General features: G+C 74.8%; 18 protein-coding genes, 1 tRNA gene, 1 other RNA gene and 1 pseudogene. 13 read left to right on the plus strand and 8 right to left on the minus strand.

Features of this window, described 5'->3' with window-relative positions:
• Positions 1 to 37 precede the first annotated feature (37 nt).
• A complete protein-coding gene (locus tag RF644_RS01325; RefSeq protein ID WP_368795047.1) occupies positions 38 to 511 on the plus strand; it encodes an SRPBCC domain-containing protein in 474 nt (157 codons plus the stop codon).
• A gap of 43 nt (positions 512 to 554) precedes the next feature.
• Positions 555 to 1,364 (plus strand): MBL fold metallo-hydrolase, encoded by an 810-nt coding sequence (locus RF644_RS01330; protein WP_368795048.1) that lies wholly within the window; start codon positions 555 to 557, stop codon positions 1,362 to 1,364.
• On the opposite strand, the gene RF644_RS01335 is transcribed toward RF644_RS01330, so the two are convergent.
• Together RF644_RS01335 and RF644_RS01340 are read right to left on the minus strand one after the other, a co-directional pair.
• Positions 1,349 to 2,008 carry a DUF4126 domain-containing protein gene (locus RF644_RS01335; RefSeq protein WP_017833890.1) on the minus strand — a complete coding sequence of 220 codons (660 nt, stop codon included), beginning with the start codon at positions 2,006 to 2,008 and terminating at the stop codon, positions 1,349 to 1,351. The two genes, RF644_RS01330 and RF644_RS01335, sit on opposite strands and share 16 nt — an antisense overlap.
• Before the next feature lie 53 nt (positions 2,009 to 2,061).
• On the minus strand, positions 2,062 to 2,772 hold the full coding sequence (locus tag RF644_RS01340) for a queuosine precursor transporter (RefSeq protein ID WP_368795049.1): 711 nt from the start codon (positions 2,770 to 2,772) through the stop codon (positions 2,062 to 2,064).
• A gap of 227 nt (positions 2,773 to 2,999) precedes the next feature.
• On the opposite strand from RF644_RS01340, the gene RF644_RS01345 reads away from it, so the two are divergent.
• The gene (locus RF644_RS01345; protein WP_368795050.1) at positions 3,000 to 3,857 is read left to right on the plus strand and encodes a hydroxymethylpyrimidine/phosphomethylpyrimidine kinase; all 858 of its coding nucleotides are present in this window, start codon (positions 3,000 to 3,002) and stop codon (positions 3,855 to 3,857) included.
• Between the two features lie 206 nt (positions 3,858 to 4,063).
• Positions 4,064 to 4,732: a TetR/AcrR family transcriptional regulator gene (locus tag RF644_RS01350; protein WP_368795051.1), complete on the plus strand. Its 669-nt coding sequence runs from the start codon at positions 4,064 to 4,066 to the stop codon at positions 4,730 to 4,732.
• On the opposite strand, the gene RF644_RS01355 is transcribed toward RF644_RS01350, so the two are convergent.
• Together RF644_RS01355 and RF644_RS01360 are read right to left on the minus strand one after the other, a co-directional pair.
• The gene (locus RF644_RS01355) at positions 4,716 to 5,066 is read right to left on the minus strand and encodes a type II toxin-antitoxin system VapB family antitoxin (RefSeq protein WP_368795052.1); all 351 of its coding nucleotides are present in this window, start codon (positions 5,064 to 5,066) and stop codon (positions 4,716 to 4,718) included. The genes RF644_RS01350 and RF644_RS01355 overlap by 17 nt on opposite strands.
• Before the next feature lie 68 nt (positions 5,067 to 5,134).
• Positions 5,135 to 6,502 (minus strand): hypothetical protein, encoded by a 1,368-nt coding sequence (locus RF644_RS01360; protein ID WP_368795053.1) that lies wholly within the window; start codon positions 6,500 to 6,502, stop codon positions 5,135 to 5,137.
• Positions 6,503 to 6,683: 181 nt separating this feature from the next.
• Here RF644_RS01360 and RF644_RS01365 point away from each other — a divergent pair, with 181 nt between their 5' ends.
• Complete coding sequence (locus tag RF644_RS01365; protein ID WP_368795054.1) at positions 6,684 to 7,442, plus strand: hypothetical protein; 759 nt, start codon at positions 6,684 to 6,686, stop codon at positions 7,440 to 7,442.
• 125 nt (positions 7,443 to 7,567) lie between these two features.
• On the opposite strand, the gene RF644_RS01370 is transcribed toward RF644_RS01365, so the two are convergent.
• Positions 7,568 to 7,652 (minus strand) — tRNA-Ser (locus RF644_RS01370).
• 132 nt (positions 7,653 to 7,784) lie between these two features.
• Between RF644_RS01370 and ffs the strand changes: the two genes are divergently transcribed.
• The 6 genes from ffs (at position 7,785) to RF644_RS01400 (ending at position 14,485) form a co-directional block, all read left to right on the plus strand.
• An RNA gene (gene ffs / locus RF644_RS01375) (signal recognition particle sRNA small type) lies at positions 7,785 to 7,881 on the plus strand.
• Positions 7,882 to 7,956: 75 nt separating this feature from the next.
• Positions 7,957 to 11,058, plus strand: coding sequence for a DNA polymerase III subunit gamma and tau (locus RF644_RS01380; RefSeq protein WP_368795055.1), 3,102 nt, complete (start codon positions 7,957 to 7,959; stop codon positions 11,056 to 11,058).
• A gap of 91 nt (positions 11,059 to 11,149) precedes the next feature.
• Entirely contained in the window at positions 11,150 to 11,746 is a 597-nt protein-coding gene (recR, locus tag RF644_RS01385; RefSeq protein ID WP_017833883.1) for a recombination mediator RecR, read from the plus strand.
• A gap of 96 nt (positions 11,747 to 11,842) precedes the next feature.
• Entirely contained in the window at positions 11,843 to 13,129 is a 1,287-nt protein-coding gene (locus RF644_RS01390) for an aspartate kinase (RefSeq protein ID WP_017833882.1), read from the plus strand.
• A 46-nt stretch (positions 13,130 to 13,175) separates the two neighbouring features.
• Complete coding sequence (locus RF644_RS01395; RefSeq protein WP_368795056.1) at positions 13,176 to 14,111, plus strand: 3-methyladenine DNA glycosylase; 936 nt, start codon at positions 13,176 to 13,178, stop codon at positions 14,109 to 14,111.
• Positions 14,108 to 14,485 (plus strand): Rieske 2Fe-2S domain-containing protein, encoded by a 378-nt coding sequence (locus tag RF644_RS01400; RefSeq protein ID WP_368795057.1) that lies wholly within the window; start codon positions 14,108 to 14,110, stop codon positions 14,483 to 14,485. The genes RF644_RS01395 and RF644_RS01400 overlap by 4 nt, the downstream gene beginning before the upstream one ends.
• 7 nt (positions 14,486 to 14,492) lie before the next feature.
• Here the strand turns inward: RF644_RS01400 and RF644_RS01405 are convergent, their stop codons facing one another.
• From RF644_RS01405 to RF644_RS01415, 3 genes and pseudogenes are all read right to left on the minus strand, one after another.
• Positions 14,493 to 14,681 (minus strand): helix-turn-helix domain-containing protein, encoded by a 189-nt coding sequence (locus RF644_RS01405; protein ID WP_368795364.1) that lies wholly within the window; start codon positions 14,679 to 14,681, stop codon positions 14,493 to 14,495.
• A 45-nt stretch (positions 14,682 to 14,726) separates the two neighbouring features.
• Positions 14,727 to 15,107, minus strand: a pseudogene (locus RF644_RS01410) (helix-turn-helix domain-containing protein); the annotation flags it as partial.
• Entirely contained in the window at positions 15,104 to 15,652 is a 549-nt protein-coding gene (locus RF644_RS01415) for a hypothetical protein (protein WP_368795058.1), read from the minus strand. The pseudogene RF644_RS01410 and the gene RF644_RS01415, both read right to left, overlap by 4 nt.
• Positions 15,653 to 15,841: 189 nt before the next feature.
• Between RF644_RS01415 and purS the strand changes: the two genes are divergently transcribed.
• Both purS and purQ read left to right on the plus strand, forming a co-directional pair.
• Complete coding sequence (gene purS, locus RF644_RS01420; protein ID WP_031283211.1) at positions 15,842 to 16,105, plus strand: phosphoribosylformylglycinamidine synthase subunit PurS; 264 nt, start codon at positions 15,842 to 15,844, stop codon at positions 16,103 to 16,105.
• Between the two features lie 2 nt (positions 16,106 to 16,107).
• Positions 16,108 to 16,902, plus strand: a complete 795-nt coding sequence (gene purQ / locus RF644_RS01425; RefSeq protein WP_368795059.1) for a phosphoribosylformylglycinamidine synthase subunit PurQ — start codon at positions 16,108 to 16,110, stop codon at positions 16,900 to 16,902.
• The last annotated feature ends 16 nt before the right edge of the window (positions 16,903 to 16,918 follow it).

The raw sequence follows: 16,918 nt of genomic DNA on the forward strand, positions 1-16,918 counted from the left end.
GCCCGGGGGCCGAGAGCGACCGGGGACAATAGGGGGCATGGACGTCACCGATCTGGACCCCGCAGAGGTCTTCTCCGTCTCCCACGCCCTCGCGCACCCCCCGGCCGCGGTCTTCGCCGCCTTCACGGTGCCGGACCGGCTCGCCGCCTGGTTCGGTCCGCCGGGCTGGAGCGTGCCCCGGGAGTCGGTGCTGCTCGAGGTCAGGCCCGGGGGCCGGCAGCGCTTCCGCATGGTCCACGACACGGACCCCGCCCAGGTGGCACCGGTGCACGGCACCTATCTGCGGGTCGAGCGGGACGCCCTGCTCGAGGGCCGCGAGGCGCTGCCCGGACCGGACGGCCGGCCCACCGCCGGCCACGTGCTGACGCGCACCGAGTTCGTCCCCACCCAGGAGGGGGGCACCCTGCTGGTGCTCACACAGGGGCCGCTGCCCCCCGCGGTGCACCCCGGGGCGGCTGCGGCGTGGCGCGGCTCCTTCGCCCGGCTCGAGGCCCTGCTGGCCGCGGGGTGAGCCGGGGCGCCGGTTCCCCGCCGGGCTCGGATAGTCTGCCCGCATGACCCAGGACGCCGGCACCCGCACCACCGCTCTGACCCGGCGGCTGACCGCCCCCAACCCGGGCCCCATGACCCTGGACGGCACCAACTCGTGGCTGGTCGGGGCGCCGGGGCAGCAGGACGTCGTCGTCGTGGACCCGGGGCCGGCCGACCGCGGACACCTCGCCGCCCTGGCTGCGGCGGGGCGGACCGTGCTGACGCTGATCACGCACCGCCACGCGGACCACACCGAGGCCGTCGACGACTTCCACGCGCTCACCGGCGCGCCCGTGCGCGCCGTCCTGCCGCAGTTCTGCCGCGACGCCGGACCGCTGCTCGACCGCGAGACGATCGAGGCCGCCGGGTGCCGCATCCGGGTGCTGCACACCCCCGGGCACACCTCCGACTCCGTGAGCTTTCACCTGCCCGACGACACCCCGGTCGCGGGCGCGACCACCGCCGCCGCGGGGCGCACCTCGGGCTCGGTGCTCACGGGCGACACGGTCCTGGGGCGCGGGACCACGATGCTCGACCACCCGGACGGGAGCCTGGGCGACTACCTGCGCTCCCTGCAGCGCCTGGCGGTGCTGGGCGACGCCCTGGTCCTCCCGGCGCACGGGGACGTGCGGGAGGACGTGGAGGCGGTGTGCGAGGAGCTCCTCGAGCACCGGATGGAGCGTCTCGGCGAGGTCCGGGAGGCCCTGCGGGCCCTGGGCCGCGCCGCGACGCTCGAGGCCATCACGGCGCGGATCTACGCCGACGTCCCGGAGCACGTGCTGCCCGCCGCCCGGAGCTCGGTGGGCGCGCAGCTGGCCTATCTCGGCTTCTGAGCCGTGCCGGCGGCGCCCGGCCGGCCGGGGTCCGTCCCCGGCCGGCGGCGGCGCCGGAGCCCGCGGTAGAGGAAGAACAGCAGGACGGCGACGGCGGCCAGCAGCACGAGGACGAGCAGCGGCAGGAGGACGGCCACGAGGGACAGCGTGAGCGCGGAGACGTCCTCCACGGTCGAGACCACGGGCGCCGCGGCCCCGGCGCTCAGGGTGTTGACGGCCGGCCGCGAGACCGTCTTGGTCACGTGCACCACCAGGGCGATCACCACCCCGGTGGCCACGGGGATCCAGGCGTGCGAGGAGAGGAACGCCTCCGGGTCCGTGACGGTCGCCGTCTGCCCGCCGAGGTCGATCCCGGCGATCTGGGCGGTGGCCGAGGAGCCGAAGACGATGCCCCCGGCGGTTGGGCGCACGAAGGTCTGCAGCAGGTCGTTGAAGGAGTCCACGACCGGGACCTTGTCCGCCACCACCTCCACGGCCAGCAGCACGGCCAGGACCGTCAGGACCCACCCGTTCGACAGCCAGGCGAAGCCCGGGCCGAGGTCGACGACCTCGGTCCAGCGGTCCAGCAGGCCCAGCACCACGAGCGGGATGTAGGCGTTCAGCCCCGCCGAGGCCGCGAGCCCGGTGCCCGTGAGGAGATCCATGCGCTCATCGTAGGCCCGTGCACCGCCCCGGCGGACCGGGGCGCCCGGGCCCGTCAGCGCTGGGGCGCGAGGGCCGCCCCCGGGACGGCTGACTCGCCGTAGGTCGGCTCCCGGCGCTTGAGCCAGCCGATCACGGCGTAGGTCACCGGCATGACCAGCACCTCGACCAGGACCTTGTACACGTAGCCCACCACCACGTAGTTGAGGAAGTCGGCCGCGGTGGTGATGCCGATGACCGGGGCCGCCACGGTGCAGAAGATCACGGTGTCCACGAGCTCGCCCACGAGCGTCGAGCCGATGAGCCGGGCCCACAGGTGCTTCTCCCGCGTGCGCGCCTTGATCCGGACCATCACGAACGCGTTCAGCAGCTGCCCCGCGAGATAGCCCAGCAGGGAGCCGGCCACGATGAGCGGGACGGGGCCGAGCACGGACTCGAAGGCCGCCTGGCCCTCGTAGAACTCCGCCGGGGGCAGGGCGATGACCAGCCAGAACACGACCGAGGAGAACAGCCCCGCGGCGAAGGACGTGACGATGGCGCGGCGCGCGGCCCGGAAGCCGTAGACCTCCGCCACGACGTCGCCCAGGACGTAGGCGAGGGGGAAGAGGAAGAAGCCTCCGTCGGTGATGACGGGGCCGAACGCGACGCCCTTGGTCGCGGCGACGTTGGAGAGCACCAGGACCACGCAGTACGCCGCGACCACCAGGTCGAAGTACGTGCGGGGACGGCGGGCGAACCCGGCGGGGGCAGGAGCGGAGGAGGACACGGTCGGTCACCAATCTGTCGTGACGCGGCGCCGGCCCGCGCGGGGCGGACGCCGAGGGTCGATCTGTGCGGTGTGCTGGACGGACCCGGGGCGCCCGCCTGCCACCCGGGGAGCCCCTTTCCCGCCGCCGCGGGTCCCTGCGGGGACCGCGTGCCGGCCGGAGACCGTCCGACAGTCTAGCCCCCGCGGTTGGCCCCGGCACCGCGCGGGGGCGCAGAATGGCTCCCATGACCGACACCAGCACCGTTCCCACGCCCGCCGCGGCGGGCCCCGCCGACCAGCCGTCCGTCGCCCTGACGATCGCGGGCTCCGAGGCCACCGGCGGCGCCGGCGCGCAGGCGGACCTCAAGACCTTCCAGGAGCTCGGGGTCTTCGGCTCCCTCGCGCTGACCTGCATCGTGTCCTTCGACCCGTCCGCCGACTGGGGCCACCGCCTGTTCCCCGTGCCGCAGGACGTCCTGCGCGAGCAGCTCGAGGCGATCACGGCCGCCCACGCGCTCGACGCCGTGAAGATCGGCATGCTGGGCAGCCCCGAGACCATCGCCACCACCGCCGAGGTACTCACCGCGCTGGCCCCGCGCCACCTCGTCCTGGACCCGGTCCTCATCTGCAAGGGCCAGGAGCCCGGCGCGGCCCTGGACACGGACGAGGCGCTCAAGGCGAAGATCCTGCCGCTGGCCACGTTCGTGACCCCGAACCACTTCGAGTCCCTCTCCCTGACCGGCATGGACGAGATCAGCACGGTCGAGGACCTCGAGGAGGCCGCCCGGCGGATCCACGAGACGTCCGGCGCCGTGGTCCTCGCCAAGGGCGGGGTCCGCCTCGCGGGCCCCGACGCCGTCGACGTCTTCTACGACGGGACCACCCTCGAGGTGCTCTCCGAACCCAAGGTCGGCGAGGTCCCGGTGGCCGGGGCCGGCTGCACGCTGGCCGCCGCGGTCGCCGCGGAGCTGGCGAAGGGGGCCGCACCCCTCGAGGCGGCCCGCACCGCGAAGGCCTTCGTCTCCGCCGGCATCCGGCGCCGGATCACCTCGCGCGCCCCGTTCGACTCCCTCTGGCAGGGCGGCTCGGCCGCCGAACGGTGAGCGGGCGGCGGGCCCGGCCGTCGGATCGGCGCCCGGGCCCGCCCTGCCCCACCCCGCCCGTGCTGGGGGTTTCCTGGACGTTTCCCCAGACTGTCTGCGCGAAGGAGCCCGAACGCGGGAAACGGTGGTGTCATAGTCAGACACACCGTCACCAAGGGCCAGAAAAGTGTGCATAATTTGGTGACACGGACAGATAAGGTGTCATCATGCCTCGTATTTCTGCGGCCACCAACGCCGCGCAGCGGGAGAACACCAAACGAGCGATCCTCGACTCCTTCGGCCAGCTGCTCTACCAGCAGGGCCTCACCGGTCTGACCATGACGCACGTGGCCAAGAACGCCGGCGTGGGCCGCACCGCGGTCTACAACTACTTCGCGGACATGGGCGAGCTCCTCGTGGCCTACGCTCTGGACGAGACCGAGCGGTTCATGACCGACCTGCGCCGCGACCTCGAGGGCGTCGCCAACCCGGTCGACCGGCTCGCCGTCTACATCCGCGCCCAGATCGAGGACCTCACCCGGCGCCACCTGCCCCCGGGCCCCACCATGCGCACCGTCCTCTCCCCGGAGGACTACCAGAAGCTGGGCGAGCACGTGGGCGAGCTGCAGGGCCTGCTGGCCGCCATCCTGCGGGACGCGATCGGCCGGGCCTACCTGCCGGAGGGCGACATCTCGGAGCTCGCCGCCCTGGTCCACGGGTCCCTGACCGCCGCGGCGGACCGCGGCCAGAACTCCGACCAGGACCGGGCGGCGCGGGAGCAGCACATCCGCTCCACCGTCCGCTTCATCCAGCAGGGCCTGGGGGCGCAGTTCGACGCCGGGGGCCACCCCGTGCCGCTCGCGCCCGAGCGGCCACCCCTCAGCGCGGCGTCCTGACCGCGTCCCCCTCGCTCCCCGCCCGCGTGCCTGGCGCGGGGGCGAGTTCCAGCACGCGCGCGTGCAGCACGGTGCGGTGGTGCAGCGCGGTGCGCAGCGCCCGGTGCAGCCCGTCCTCCAGGTAGAGGTCGCCCTCCCACCGCACCACGTGCGGGAAGAGGTCGCCGTAGAAGGTGGAGTCCGCGTCCAGCAGGGTCGCCAGGTCCAGGGTGGTCTTCGTGGTGACCAGCTCGTCCAGCCGGACCTGCCGCGGCGCGATGCCGGACCAGTCGGTCGGCGTGACGAGGCCGTGGTCCGGGTACGGGCGGGAGTCGCCCACGGCCTTGAAGATCATGCGTTCATCCTAGGGGCGGGCCCCGCAGGAGGCACCTGCGGGGCCCGCCGGCCGGCGCGTGCCCGGGGTCAGCCGCGGGTCACGGTGACGGCCCGGGTGGTGGCGTTCCACTCGATCCGCCCGCCGGTGTAGTTCTGGGCCGCGCCGCCCGGGGTGCTGTACTCGTCGGTGGTCGGATAGCCCAGTCCCCGCTCGTGACCCAGCGCCGCCCACTTCTGGCCGATGGCCCCGTACTCCTTGACCGCCCTCGATCCGGTGCGCGCGGACCACAGGATTTTGGTCCGCTTCCCGGATGCGTCGAAGACCTGGTAGGCGCCGCCGTCGGCGACCCGGCGCTCGTCCGTCCGCGGCGGGCCGTAGCTGCCCGCGTAGCCGCCTGCCGCGAACTTCTGGCCGATGGACCCGCCGTAGTCGACCACCCGGGTCCCGGTGGTCCCGGACCAGTAGAGGGCCTTGTCCCGTCCGTCGGCGCCGGCGAAGCGCTGGTAGACGGAGCCGTGCCCGGAGGCGTACTCCGCGCTGACCGGAGTGGCCCACGCGGTGCCGCCCAGCGCCGCCCACGTGCGGCCGATCGCACCGGTGAGCTGGTACCCGCCGACCACGTCGTTGCCCGTCGGCGAGACGGTCTCGGGCTTCGGGGTGGCGCCGGCGTAGAGGCGGTCGACGTCGTCGCCGACCAGGTCGGCCAGGTCGTAGTTGGTGTGGTGCAGCCCGGGCATGACCACGCGGTCCGCCTTCGGGAACCCGGCCTTCTGGTACGCGGCGGCGCCCTTGCCGGCCGCTTCCAGCGCGGACCAGGTGGACGGCTGGGTGGCGCCGTAGCTGTCGAGGGAGCCGACGTACCAGGTCGGGTCCGTGGCCCGGAGCGCGGCGTCGGGAGTGCTCTCGAGCCGGCCGTTGTAGACGCCGCCGCCGCCGATGAGGGTCGACCCGCCGCCGCGGATCCAGCCCGCCCGGTCGGAGAGCACCTCGGTGGAGATGAACTCGGCGCCGCCGGAGTACCCGGCCAGGTGGATGCGGGTCGCGTCGACCCGCTGTTCGGCGACGACCTTGGCCGCCAGGGCCCGGAACCAGTCCCCGACCGCCTCGCTGTTGGAGGTCCAGGACCGGTTGGCCGGGGCGACCGGCACCACGAGGATCATGTTCCGGGCCGCGGCCCGGGCGGCCATGCTCTTGAGCATCGACGTGGTGGGGCGCTGGGCGTAGTACTGTCCGTCGCCGTCGAAGTAGAAGACCACGCCCACGGTCTTCGAGCGGTCCACCCCGGCGTCGTAGAGGTGGTACTGGGAGGAGATGCCGGCGGCGGTGTGGACTGTGTTGGTCGTCGAGGCGTGGGCCGGGGCGGCCGCGCCGGCCATCGTCCCGGCGAGCATCGCGCCGGCCAGCAGAGCGGCCGGCAGTGCGGTCGAGGGCATGGGGAATGAAGGCAGCTTCATGAGGACCTCTTGGGGGGAGAGAGGACGGGGGGCGCGCAGCCGGGAGGCAGCTGCGAGTGTGGCGGAACAGCCCGTTCCGCCACATCAGCAGGGTATTGCATTAGTGAACGCAGGGAACGGAACGACGTAAAGTTACGGTGTACTCCTGTCCCGCCCGCTTCCCCCCGGAGAGACCGCCCCCATGACCCTTCGCCCCCTGGCGCTGGCCGCCCTGCTCCTGCTCGCCCCCGTGCCGGGAGCGGCCCACGCCGCCGAGACCGCGCTACCCCCCGCGACGGGCGCGGACTCCCCCGCCGCAGTCCCGTCCCCCGCGCCCCCGTCCGACGACGAGCCGGCCGGCCCCCGGCCGGGAACCGGTCCCGCCGAGGCCCCCCACACCACGCCCGAGCCCGGCGGAGCCCCCGCGCCGGAGCCCGGCGGCACGGCGCCGGGCGCGCACCCCTCCCCCGCTCCCGGCGGGCACGCGGCACCGGAGCCCGACGGAGTCCGCGCCGAGGACGGCCGTGCCGGAGAGGCCCGTGCTGGGGAGGGCGGTGCGGGGAACGACCGTGCAGGAGGTGACCGCGCAGGGGGTGCCCGCGCGGAGGCGGCTCCCGGCACGACCTCGGAAGCGGACTCCGACTCCGTCTCGGACCCGGGGGAGCTCTCCGCCCTGGAGCGCGCCTCCTTCGTGGGGCCCGGCGCGGCCGTGGCCCACCGTCCCGGCTCCGGGGCACTCGTCCGGGACGGGTCCGCGCCGCGGGCACAGTTCCTGGCAGGGCAGCAGCAGGTGACGCCCGGGACGCTCACGCGCATCTCGGTGGGAACGGTGAGCCGGGTTCCCGCGCAGGACGCGGCCGGGGACTCCTCCACCGCGTGGTGGGTCGGTGGACTCGCGGCACTGGGCGCCGCGGCGGCCGGCGTCGTCGTCCGCGGGTCCCGCGCGCGCCGCCCGCGCTGAGGGGCGGCCGCCGGGGCGCCGCGGCGGCCGGAGCCACGGGCCGGTGGGCCGCGAGCCGGCGGAGGAACGAGGAAGAGCCCCGCACCGGGATGAACGTCTCCGGTGCGGGGCTCTTGCTGCGAGTGCGGAGGATGGGGGATTTGAACCCCCGAGGGCGTGAACCCAACACGCGTTCCAGGCGTGCGCCATAGGCCGCTAGGCGAATCCTCCAGGCACGCACGACCGGCGGCCTGACGGCGCCGGAACATGCGGGGTCCAGCATAACCGAACCGCCGGGCAATGCCGAATCCACGGCACCGGGGCCGGGTTTCGACCCGGCCCGCCGCATCCGCTAGACTCGTCGACAGCCCCTCGCGTGGCGTCATCCTGTTGAACTCCCCCAGGACCGGAAGGTAGCAAGGGTAAATGGGCTCTGGCGGGTGCGCGAGGGGTCTTCTCGTCCCCGCGGCGGCCCGCGTCCCCAGCGCCGATCCGCCCGGCCCGCCTGTCGGATTCCGTCGCTAAGGTGTCATCTGTGACTACCGCCCTGTACCGCCGCTACCGCCCGGAGACCTTCGAGGACGTCATCGGTCAGGAGCACGTGACCGAGCCGCTGATGACGGCGCTGCGCAAGGACAGGGTCAGCCACGCCTACCTCTTCTCCGGCCCGCGCGGCTGCGGCAAGACCACCTCCGCCCGCATCCTGGCCCGCTGCCTCAACTGCGCGGAGGGCCCCACCGCCACCCCGTGCGGCCGCTGCGACAGCTGCCGCGACCTGGCCCGGGACGGCGCCGGCTCCCTCGACGTGATCGAGATGGACGCGGCCAGCCACGGCGGCGTGGACCACGCCCGCGACCTGCGGGAGCGCGCCACGTTCGCGCCCGTCCGGGACCGGTACAAGATCTTCATCATCGACGAGGCGCACATGGTCACGCGCGAGGGCTTCAACGCCCTGCTCAAGATCGTCGAGGAGCCGCCGGAGCACATCAAGTTCATCTTCGCGACCACCGAGCCGAGCAAGGTGCTCACGACCATCCGGTCCCGCACCCACCACTACCCCTTCCGGCTGGTCCCCACCGAGCCGCTCATGCACTACCTCGAGCAGCTCTGCGCCGAGGAGCACGTGCAGGTGGCCCCGGGGGTGCTCTCCCTCGTGGTCCGCGCGGGCGCCGGATCCGTCCGCGACACCCTCTCCGTGCTCGACCAGCTCATGGCCGGCTCCGACGAGCAGGGCATCGGCTACGACCTCGCCGTGGCCCTGCTGGGCTACACGCACGGCGCCCTGCTCGACGACGTGGTCGACGCCTTCGCCTCCGGGGACGGCGCCACGGTCTTCCGCGCGGTGGACCGGGTGGTGCAGACGGGCCAGGACCCGCGCCGCTTCGTGGAGGACCTGCTCGAGCGGTTTCGGGACCTCATCATCGTCAACGCGGTCCCGGAGTCCGCGGGCAACATCCTGCACGGGATGCCCCAGGACCAGATCGCCCGGCTGCGCAACCAGGCGTCCCAGCTCGGGGCGGCGGAGCTCTCCCGGGCCGCCGACATCACGAACACGGCCCTCACCGAGATGACGGGGGCCACCTCGCCCCAGCTGCACCTCGAGCTGCTGTGCGCGCGCATCCTCCTGCCGTCCTCGGAGGACACCACGCGCGGCGTCACGGCCCGCGTCGACCGGCTGGAACGGCGCCTGAGCATCGGGCGGGGCGCCGCCCCAGCCGGTCCGGACGAGACCGCCGACGCGCCCGCGCCCTTCCCCGCGGCCTCCTCGGCCGCGCCGACCGCGCCGGCGGGTCCGGTCGCCCCGCCCGGGGGCCGGAGCCACTCGCAGCCCGACTCGCAGTCTGCCCCGGCGCCGGAGCGACCGGCACCGCCCGCGCCCGGCGGGGACGCGCAGCAGGCGGTCCCGCGGGGGACGGATCCGCGGGAGCGGACCGGACAGGGCTCGGGGCAGGACGCCGGGCACGGCGCGGCGGCTCCCGAGCGCCCGTCCGCCCGGGAGGACAGCGGACCGGAGCGGCCCACCGGACGGGAGGCGCCCGCCGCAGCGGAGCGTCCTGACGCGCCGCGGCAGGACGCCGCGGCGCAGGCGTCCCGCCAGGACACGCCCCGGGCGGGCGAGCAGGGCGGCAACGAGATCGACCTGCTGCGGGCCTCTTGGCCGGAGATCGTCAACGCCCTCGCGGACATCCGCCGCGTCGCGTGGTTCACGGTCCAGCGCGGCACCCCGCAGTCCTTCGACGGCAAGGTGCTGCGCATCATGTTCGACGCCGAGGGCGACCTCATGAACTTCCCGCGCTTCGAGGACGACCTGCGGCAGGCGGTCCAGCAGATCCTCGGCATCGACTGCCGTGCGGAGGCCGTCCCGCCGGGCGGCGGCGGGCACGGCCGGGGCGGCGGCGGCGGCGGAGCCCCGCGCGGCCCGGAGCCGTCGACGCGCCCGCCCGGGCGCCCGGCCGAACCGGGGCCCGGGACCGACGGGGAGCGCCCCGAGCGGCGCGCCCCCGAGGACCGGTCCCGGGGCGGCCAGGACCGGCGACCCCCGGCCCAGGACCGGCCGGGCGCACCGCGCGGCCGGGAGCAGCAGCCGACCCCGCCCCGGGCCGCGAGCACGCCCCCGGACGGCGCACCGGGCACCGCGACGGACTCCGCGCCGGAGCCGGCCGCGGGCGCGGCGTCCCCGGACGGGGACGGCGGCGGCCAGGACCCCTGGGACGCCCACGGCCGACCCGCCACGGACGCGCCGGCGGAGTGGACCGACCCCGCCTGGGCCCAGGAGCCCGTGCACAGCTGGTCCGTGGCCGCCATCCCCCAGAGCGGCGCCCCGGCCGCGGCCCCTGCCGGGTCCCCGGACGCACCCGCACCCCGGGCTCCGGCGCAGCCCGAGGCCCGGCCGCCGGGACCGGCCCGGACGGCGGAGGACCCCGCCGGCGCCCAGCCCGCCAACCGGCCGGCACCGCAGACCGGGCCGCAGCCCGGAGCACCGTCCGGCCCCGGTCGGACCGGGCGCCCGGGCCCCGCCTTCCCCGGCGAGGCCCCGGGGGCACGGGACCGGGACGTCCCCCCGTCGGACGACGACGTCCCGCCGCCCGAGGAGCCCCCGTACCCGGACGAGCCCCCGTACCCGGACGAGCCCCCCTACCCCGACGACCCGGACGCGGCGCCCCCGGAGCAGTGGCGGCCCGCGGCCCCCGCACGGCAGAGCCCTGCGCCCGCTCCCGGCTCCGGGGGCGGGCCCGCGAACCGGTCGACCGGCAGCGCCACGCCCCCCACCGCCCGCCCGGCCGCCCGGCCGGAGGATCCCCGGACCGCGACGGGCGCCGCTGCCCCGGCTCCGACGGCGAACCCGGCGGCCCCAGCCGCCCCGCAGCAGGACGTCCCGGCGGCGGCACCGGCCGGCGCCGACCGGAACGCTCGGCTGAGCTTCCGGGAGCGCCACGCCGCGGCCATCGCCGCGGGGCGCAAGGCACCCGGCTCCGCCGCGGCCCCGCAGGACAGCGGCGTAGAATGGGACGACTCCTTCGTGCCCAGCTCGGACGACGAGGCGCTCGAGGACTCCACCCTCTACGGCCGCGCCGCGATCGAGCGGATCCTCGGGGGGATGCTGATCGAGGAGCGGGACCTTCACACCGGGGAGTGAGCCGGGACCGCCCCGCGCACCGGCACCCCGGTGACGTCGTGGCCGAGGACGATCAGGAGGGCCGTGCACCGGCCCGGAAATCGAGGGAAACGTGTACGAAGGCGCTGTTCAGGATCTGATCGACGAGCTGGGCCGGTTGCCCGGCGTCGGGCCGAAGTCCGCGCAGCGGATCGCGTTCCACCTCCTCGACGCCGACAAGGAGGACGTCCGGCGGCTGGCCGACGCCATGACGGCGGTCAAGGACAAGGTGAAGTTCTGCCGGATCTGCGGGAACGTGTCCGAGCTGGACGAGTGCGCCATCTGCCGCGACGCCCGCCGGGACGACAGCGTCATCTGCGTGGTCGAGGAGTCGAAGGACGTCATGGCCATCGAGCGCACCCGCAGCTTCCGCGGCCGGTACCACGTCCTGGGCGGGGCGATCAGCCCCATCCAGGGCATCGGCCCCGACCAGCTGCGCATCCGGGAGCTCATGACGCGGCTCTCCGGCGACACCGTGCAGGAGGTCGTGCTCGCCACCGACCCGAACCTGGAGGGCGAGGCCACCGCCACCTACCTCTCCCGCATGCTCAAGACCCTCGGGATCCGGGTGACCCGCCTGGCCTCCGGGCTGCCCGTGGGCGGCGATCTCGAGTACGCCGACGAGGTGACCCTCGGCCGCGCGTTCGAGGGCCGGACGGTCGTCGCCTGACGCACTCGCGTAGGATGTCCTGGTGCCCTGCCGCGGGGAGCGGGCGCACGGCCCGGCCCCGACCGCCGGCCGCCCTCGAGCACAGGAGTTGAACCCATGAGCCTGATCGTGCAGAAGTTCGGTGGATCCTCCGTCGCGGACGCCGACGGCATCCGCCGCGTTGCACGGCGGATCGTCGAGACGCGCAACAGGGGCCACGACGTCGTCGTGGTCGTCTCCGCGATGGGCGACACCACGGACGAGCTCCTGGACCTCGCCCACGAGGTCACCCGCAAGCCCCCGGCCCGCGAGCTCGACATGCTGCTCACCGCCGGCGAGCGGATCTCCATGGCGCTGCTGGCCATGGCGGTGTCCGGGATGGGCGCTCCCGCCCAGTCCTTCACCGGGTCGCAGGCGGGGATGGTCACCGACGGCGCGCACGGCGCCGCCCTGCTCGTGGAGGTCAACCCGCTGCGCGTGCGCGAGTCCCTGGACCAGGGCAACATCGCGATCATCGCCGGGTTCCAGGGCGTGCACCGCCAGACCAAGGACATCACCACCCTGGGCCGCGGCGGCTCGGACACCACGGCCGTGGCGCTGGCCGCGGCCCTCGACGCCGACGTCTGCGAGATCTACTCCGACGTCGACGGCGTGTTCACCGCCGACCCCCGCATCGCGCCCAGGGCCCGCAAGCTGGACGTGGTCAGCAGCGAGGAGATGCTCGAGCTCGCCGCGAACGGCGCGAAGATCCTGCACCTGCGCTGCGTCGAGTACGCCCGCCGCTTCGGCGTGAAGCTGCACGTCCGCTCGTCCTTCTCCCACAACGAGGGCACCTGGGTCATCCCGGGCCCCGAAGACGCCGTCACCTCCCCGAAGGAGATCCCGTTGGAACAGCCGCTCATCTCCGGCATCGCCCACGACCGCACGCAGGCGAAGGTCACCGTCGTCGGAGTGCCGGACAAGCCCGGCATCGCCGCCCGGATCTTCCGGCTGCTCGCGGAGGCGAAGGTCAACGTGGACATGATCGTGCAGAACATCTCCACCGGCGACGACCCGCTGACGGACCTCTCCTTCACGGTGGACGAGTCCCAGGGCGATCTGGCCATGAGCCTGCTGCGCGCCGCCGAGGAGAAGATCGGCTACGCGGGCCTGGAGTACGACGACGAGGTCGGCAAGCTCTCCCTCGTGGGCGCCGGCATGAAGTCGAACCCCGGGGTGACCTTCACGTTCTTCGAGGCGCTCGCGGCCGCGAACATCAACATCGACATGATCTCGACCTCCGAGGTCCGGATCTCGGTGGTCACGGCCGCCGACCGGCTCGACGAGGCCGTGCGCGTGGTGCACAGCGCCTTCGGCCTGGACTCCGACGAGGAGGCCACGGTCCACGCGGGGACCGGCCGCTGATCCCCGTGCCGCGCTCCACCGGTCCGTCGACGACGGGGCGGGTCCCGTGACCCGCCCCGTCGTCGTCCTGTCCCGCGCGGAGTGGGCGCCGCGGGCGCACGCCCACGAGCAGCGCGCGGCGCGCCGCGCGGACCCGTTCGTAGCCCGCCGCCACCGCGGGCACAAGCACCCGGTCGAGGACTTCCTGTTCACCTACTACACCCTCAAGCCCGCGCAGCTGAAGCGCTGGCACCCCGGGGCGGGCACCGTGCTGCTGGACGCCGCGGACCGCGCCGAGGAGAAGTTCTACCGCGCGCTCACCGGCGCCGAGCTCACGGCCCTGGGGCTCAGCGCCCGGGACGGGGCCGTGGCCGTCGACGACGACGCCCTCCGGGACCGGCGGGCCCCCGCGATCGACTTCGCCCGGGCGGTGCTGGGCGCGCACGCGGGCAACCCGGGCTACTTCGGCTGCTTCGGCCTGCACGAGTGGGCGATGGCCTACCGCTCGGAGGACAACGACCTCCGCCACGAGCAGCTCGAGCTGCGGCTCGGCGCCGCGGGCACGGACGCCGTGGTGGAGTCCGCCCGGATCCGGTGCACCCACTTCGACGCGTTCCGGTTCTTCCAACCGCAGGCCGTGCCGCTCAACGAGCTGCGGCCCACCCGGGAGTCCCAGCGCCGGATGGAGCAGCCGGGCTGCCTGCACGCCACCATGGACCTCTACAAGTGGGCGTACAAGCTCGTCCCGGGGATCCCCTCCGAGCTGCTGATGGACTGCTTCGAGCTGGCGTGGGACGTGCGGGAGACCGACATGCGGGCCGCCCCCTACGACCTCTCCGGCTGGGGCTACGAGCCCGTGCGGATCGAGACGCCGGAGGGCAAGGCCGAGTACGTGCGCCGGCAGCGGGAGTTCGCCCGGCGCGCCGAGCCGCTGCGCCGCCGGCTCGGCGCGGCCCTCGAGGTCCTCGACCCGGCCCGCGCCACCGACGGGGCGGCGGCGTGAGCGCGCCCGGGGAGCCCGCCGGCTGCTGGGAGCGGATCGTGGCGGTCTCCGCCGTGCCGGACCCGCTCGACTTCGTGACGGCGCCCTCCAGCACGGGGCCGGTCCTCGTCACCCGTGACGCCGGGGGCGCGCTGCACGTGCTGCGCAACACCTGCACGCACCAGCAGACCACCGTGTGCCGGGAGTCCGCCGGGCGCGCCGAGACGTTCGAGTGCCCCAACCACTTCTGGGTCTTCGCCGCCGACGGTCGGTTCGTGGGGTCCCGCCTGGCCCTGGCTGCCGGCCGGGAGGCACCGCCGGACCCCGCCAAGGACCTCCTCCGGGCGGCGGCGGTCGACGTGGTCGAGGGCTGGGTCGTGGCCCGCTTCGACTGAGGCGGGGTCAGTGCGGCGCGGGCGCGCCGTCGTCGTCGCGCCGCTGCCGCCCCGCGAGCCAGGCCTGGACGTCCGAGCGCCGGATCCGGCGGTGGCTGCCACGGTACTGCACGGGCAGGGTGCCCTCGGTGGTGAGGTTGCGCAGATAGGTGGCCGAGATGCCGGCGAGGGCGGCCGCCTGCGAGGTGGTCAGCAGGTCCTCCGGGGAGTCCGGGGCGGCCCCGTCCTCGCCGTGGCGGGCGAGCCAGGCCTGGACGTCCGCGCGCCGGATCCGGCGGTGGCTGCCCCGGTACTGCACGGGCAGGGTGCCCTCGGTGGTGAGGTTGCGCAGATAGGTGGCCGAGATGCCGGCGAGCGCGGCCGCCTGCGAGGTGGTCAGCAGGTCCCCGGGGTCCGCCGGCGGCTCCGCGGCGGACGTCACCGCGGCGGACGTCACCGTGACGGTCTCCCCGCGGGTCATCCGGGAGAGGAGGTCCACGACGGCGTCGCGCGCCCCCTCCGGCAGGCGCAGGGAGGTGCCGTCCACGAAGACCGTCACGTCCCGGGCCTCGAGGGCGTCCGCGAGCCGCTCGGCCTCCCGGCCGCTGAGTCCGGGGGTGGTCGTCGCTGGGTGCTGGGTCATGGGCCCATTGTTCCAGTACCGCCCCGTTCCCCTCCGCCGGCGGCGGACCGGGCTCGGTCCGTCCCGTGCCGCCAGCGGAGGACGGCGAGCCACAGCAGCACCCCCGCCAGGCCCATTGTGCCGGGCACGAGCACGGGGGACGGCCCGACGGCCCCGCTGGTCGCCGCCCACAGCCGGGCCGCGCCCGACATCGCGTCCCAGGCCTCGGCGTACCGCGGGTCCAGCGGTCCGACCCGCAGGTTCGCCAGGACGTGCTCGTAGACGCCGTAGGCGCTGCCGAGCACGGAGACGACCGCGGCGCCCCGCACGGTGCGGGCCGTCCCGGTGGTGCGCCGCACCAGCCACGCCACGGCTCCGAGCAGCAGCACGGCCAGCACCGCCCACGGCACCAGCTGGGCGGGTCCCTGCCAGTGCCGCAGCATCGCCAGCTCGGTCAGGGCGCCGAGAACCGTGCCGATCCCCAGCAGGGTCAGGACCCGGCGGTAGACCGAGACCAGGCGTGCGTCGTCGGTGCGGGCCCCTGCGGTCTGCGGTGCGGTGCTCATGGCCCCACGGTCTACCGGACACGCCTTGGAGAATCCCGGGGGCCCCACCGCCCGGGCGGCCTGCCGGCGGGTGACCCCTACCACACCCGGCGGGCGGTCCGGGCCCGGCACGACCGGCGTGCCCGAGCCGATAGAATGGCTGACGTTCGCCGGATCCCGGCCCGCTGCTCGACCCTCAGGAGTTCCCCGATGGCCCGCATTGTTGTCGACGTCATGCCCAAGCCCGAGATCCTCGACCCGCAGGGGAAGGCGATCGCCAACGAACTGCCCCGCATCGGCCTGGACGGCTTCGCCGGTGTCCGGCAGGGCAAGCGCTTCGAGCTGACCGTCGACGGCGAGGCCACCGAGGACGCGCTGGCCCAGGCCCGCGAGGCCGCGGAGAAGCTGCTCTCCAACCCCGTCATCGAGGACGTCGTGCGCGTGGCCGTGCTCGACGAGACCGAGGAGAACTGAGCATGGCCGGTCTCGAGACCCCCCTCATCGCAGACCTCTCCGGCCCCGCGCCGGACGCCGGGCTCGCCGGCGCGCGCGTCGGCGTCGTGACCTTCCCCGGCACCCTCGACGACCGCGACGCGGCGCGCGCCGTGACGCTGGCCGGCGGCACCCCGGTGTCCCTCTGGTACGACGACGAGGACCTGCAGGGCGTCGACGCCGTGATCCTGCCCGGCGGCTTCTCCTACGGCGACTACCTGCGCGCCGGGGCCATCGCCCGGTTCGCCCCCATCATGGCGCCGATCATCGACGGCGCGAACGCCGCGGGCACCTCCGGGTCCGCCCCGCTGCCGGTCCTCGGGATCTGCAACGGCTTCCAGATGCTCACCGAGTCGCACCTGCTGCCGGGCTCGATGATCAAGAACGAGCGACTGAAGTTCCTGTGCCGGGACCAGCGCCTGCGCGTGGAGAACAGCACGACCGTGTGGACCACCGAGTTCGAGCAGGGCCAGGAGATCGTGGTCCCGCTCAAGAACCAGGACGGCCAGTACGTGGCGGACGAGCGGACCCTCGACGCCCTCGAGGCCGAGGGCCGCGTGGTCTTCCGCTACGTCGGGGGCAACCCCAACGGGTCCCGGCGGGACATCGCCGGGATCTGCAACGCCGGCGGCAACGTGGTGGGCCTCATGCCGCACCCCGAGCACGCGGTCGAGCCGGGCTTCGGCGCGGACTCCTCGGCCTCCGGCGAGGTCGGCATGCGCGACGGCACGGACGGGCTGGGCCTGTTCGTCTCCGCCCTCAAGGCACTGGTCAAGTAAGGGACACCGAGCACTC

The sequence above is a fragment of the Kocuria sp. CPCC 205258 genome, from assembly GCF_040981005.1.
In the GTDB taxonomy this organism is placed as follows: Bacteria; Actinomycetota; Actinomycetes; order Actinomycetales; family Micrococcaceae; genus Kocuria; species Kocuria rosea.

What these genes read in the sequence shown, in the direction of transcription:
- purQ (WP_368795059.1), top strand. Translation starts at nt 16,108, where the DNA reads ATGGCCGGTCTCGAGACCCCCCTCATCGCAGACCTCTCCGGCCCCGCG.
- RF644_RS01330 (WP_368795048.1), top strand. Translation starts at nt 555, where the DNA reads ATGACCCAGGACGCCGGCACCCGCACCACCGCTCTGACCCGGCGGCTG.
- RF644_RS01360 (WP_368795053.1), bottom strand. Translation starts at nt 6,502, where the DNA reads ATGAAGCTGCCTTCATTCCCCATGCCCTCGACCGCACTGCCGGCCGCT.
- RF644_RS01345 (WP_368795050.1), top strand. Translation starts at nt 3,000, where the DNA reads ATGACCGACACCAGCACCGTTCCCACGCCCGCCGCGGCGGGCCCCGCC.
- RF644_RS01355 (WP_368795052.1), bottom strand. Translation starts at nt 5,066, where the DNA reads ATGATCTTCAAGGCCGTGGGCGACTCCCGCCCGTACCCGGACCACGGC.
- RF644_RS01365 (WP_368795054.1), top strand. Translation starts at nt 6,684, where the DNA reads ATGACCCTTCGCCCCCTGGCGCTGGCCGCCCTGCTCCTGCTCGCCCCC.
- RF644_RS01335 (WP_017833890.1), bottom strand. Translation starts at nt 2,008, where the DNA reads ATGGATCTCCTCACGGGCACCGGGCTCGCGGCCTCGGCGGGGCTGAAC.
- RF644_RS01325 (WP_368795047.1), top strand. Translation starts at nt 38, where the DNA reads ATGGACGTCACCGATCTGGACCCCGCAGAGGTCTTCTCCGTCTCCCAC.
- RF644_RS01390 (WP_017833882.1), top strand. Translation starts at nt 11,843, where the DNA reads ATGAGCCTGATCGTGCAGAAGTTCGGTGGATCCTCCGTCGCGGACGCC.
- RF644_RS01350 (WP_368795051.1), top strand. Translation starts at nt 4,064, where the DNA reads ATGCCTCGTATTTCTGCGGCCACCAACGCCGCGCAGCGGGAGAACACC.
- RF644_RS01415 (WP_368795058.1), bottom strand. Translation starts at nt 15,652, where the DNA reads ATGAGCACCGCACCGCAGACCGCAGGGGCCCGCACCGACGACGCACGC.
- purS (WP_031283211.1), top strand. Translation starts at nt 15,842, where the DNA reads ATGGCCCGCATTGTTGTCGACGTCATGCCCAAGCCCGAGATCCTCGAC.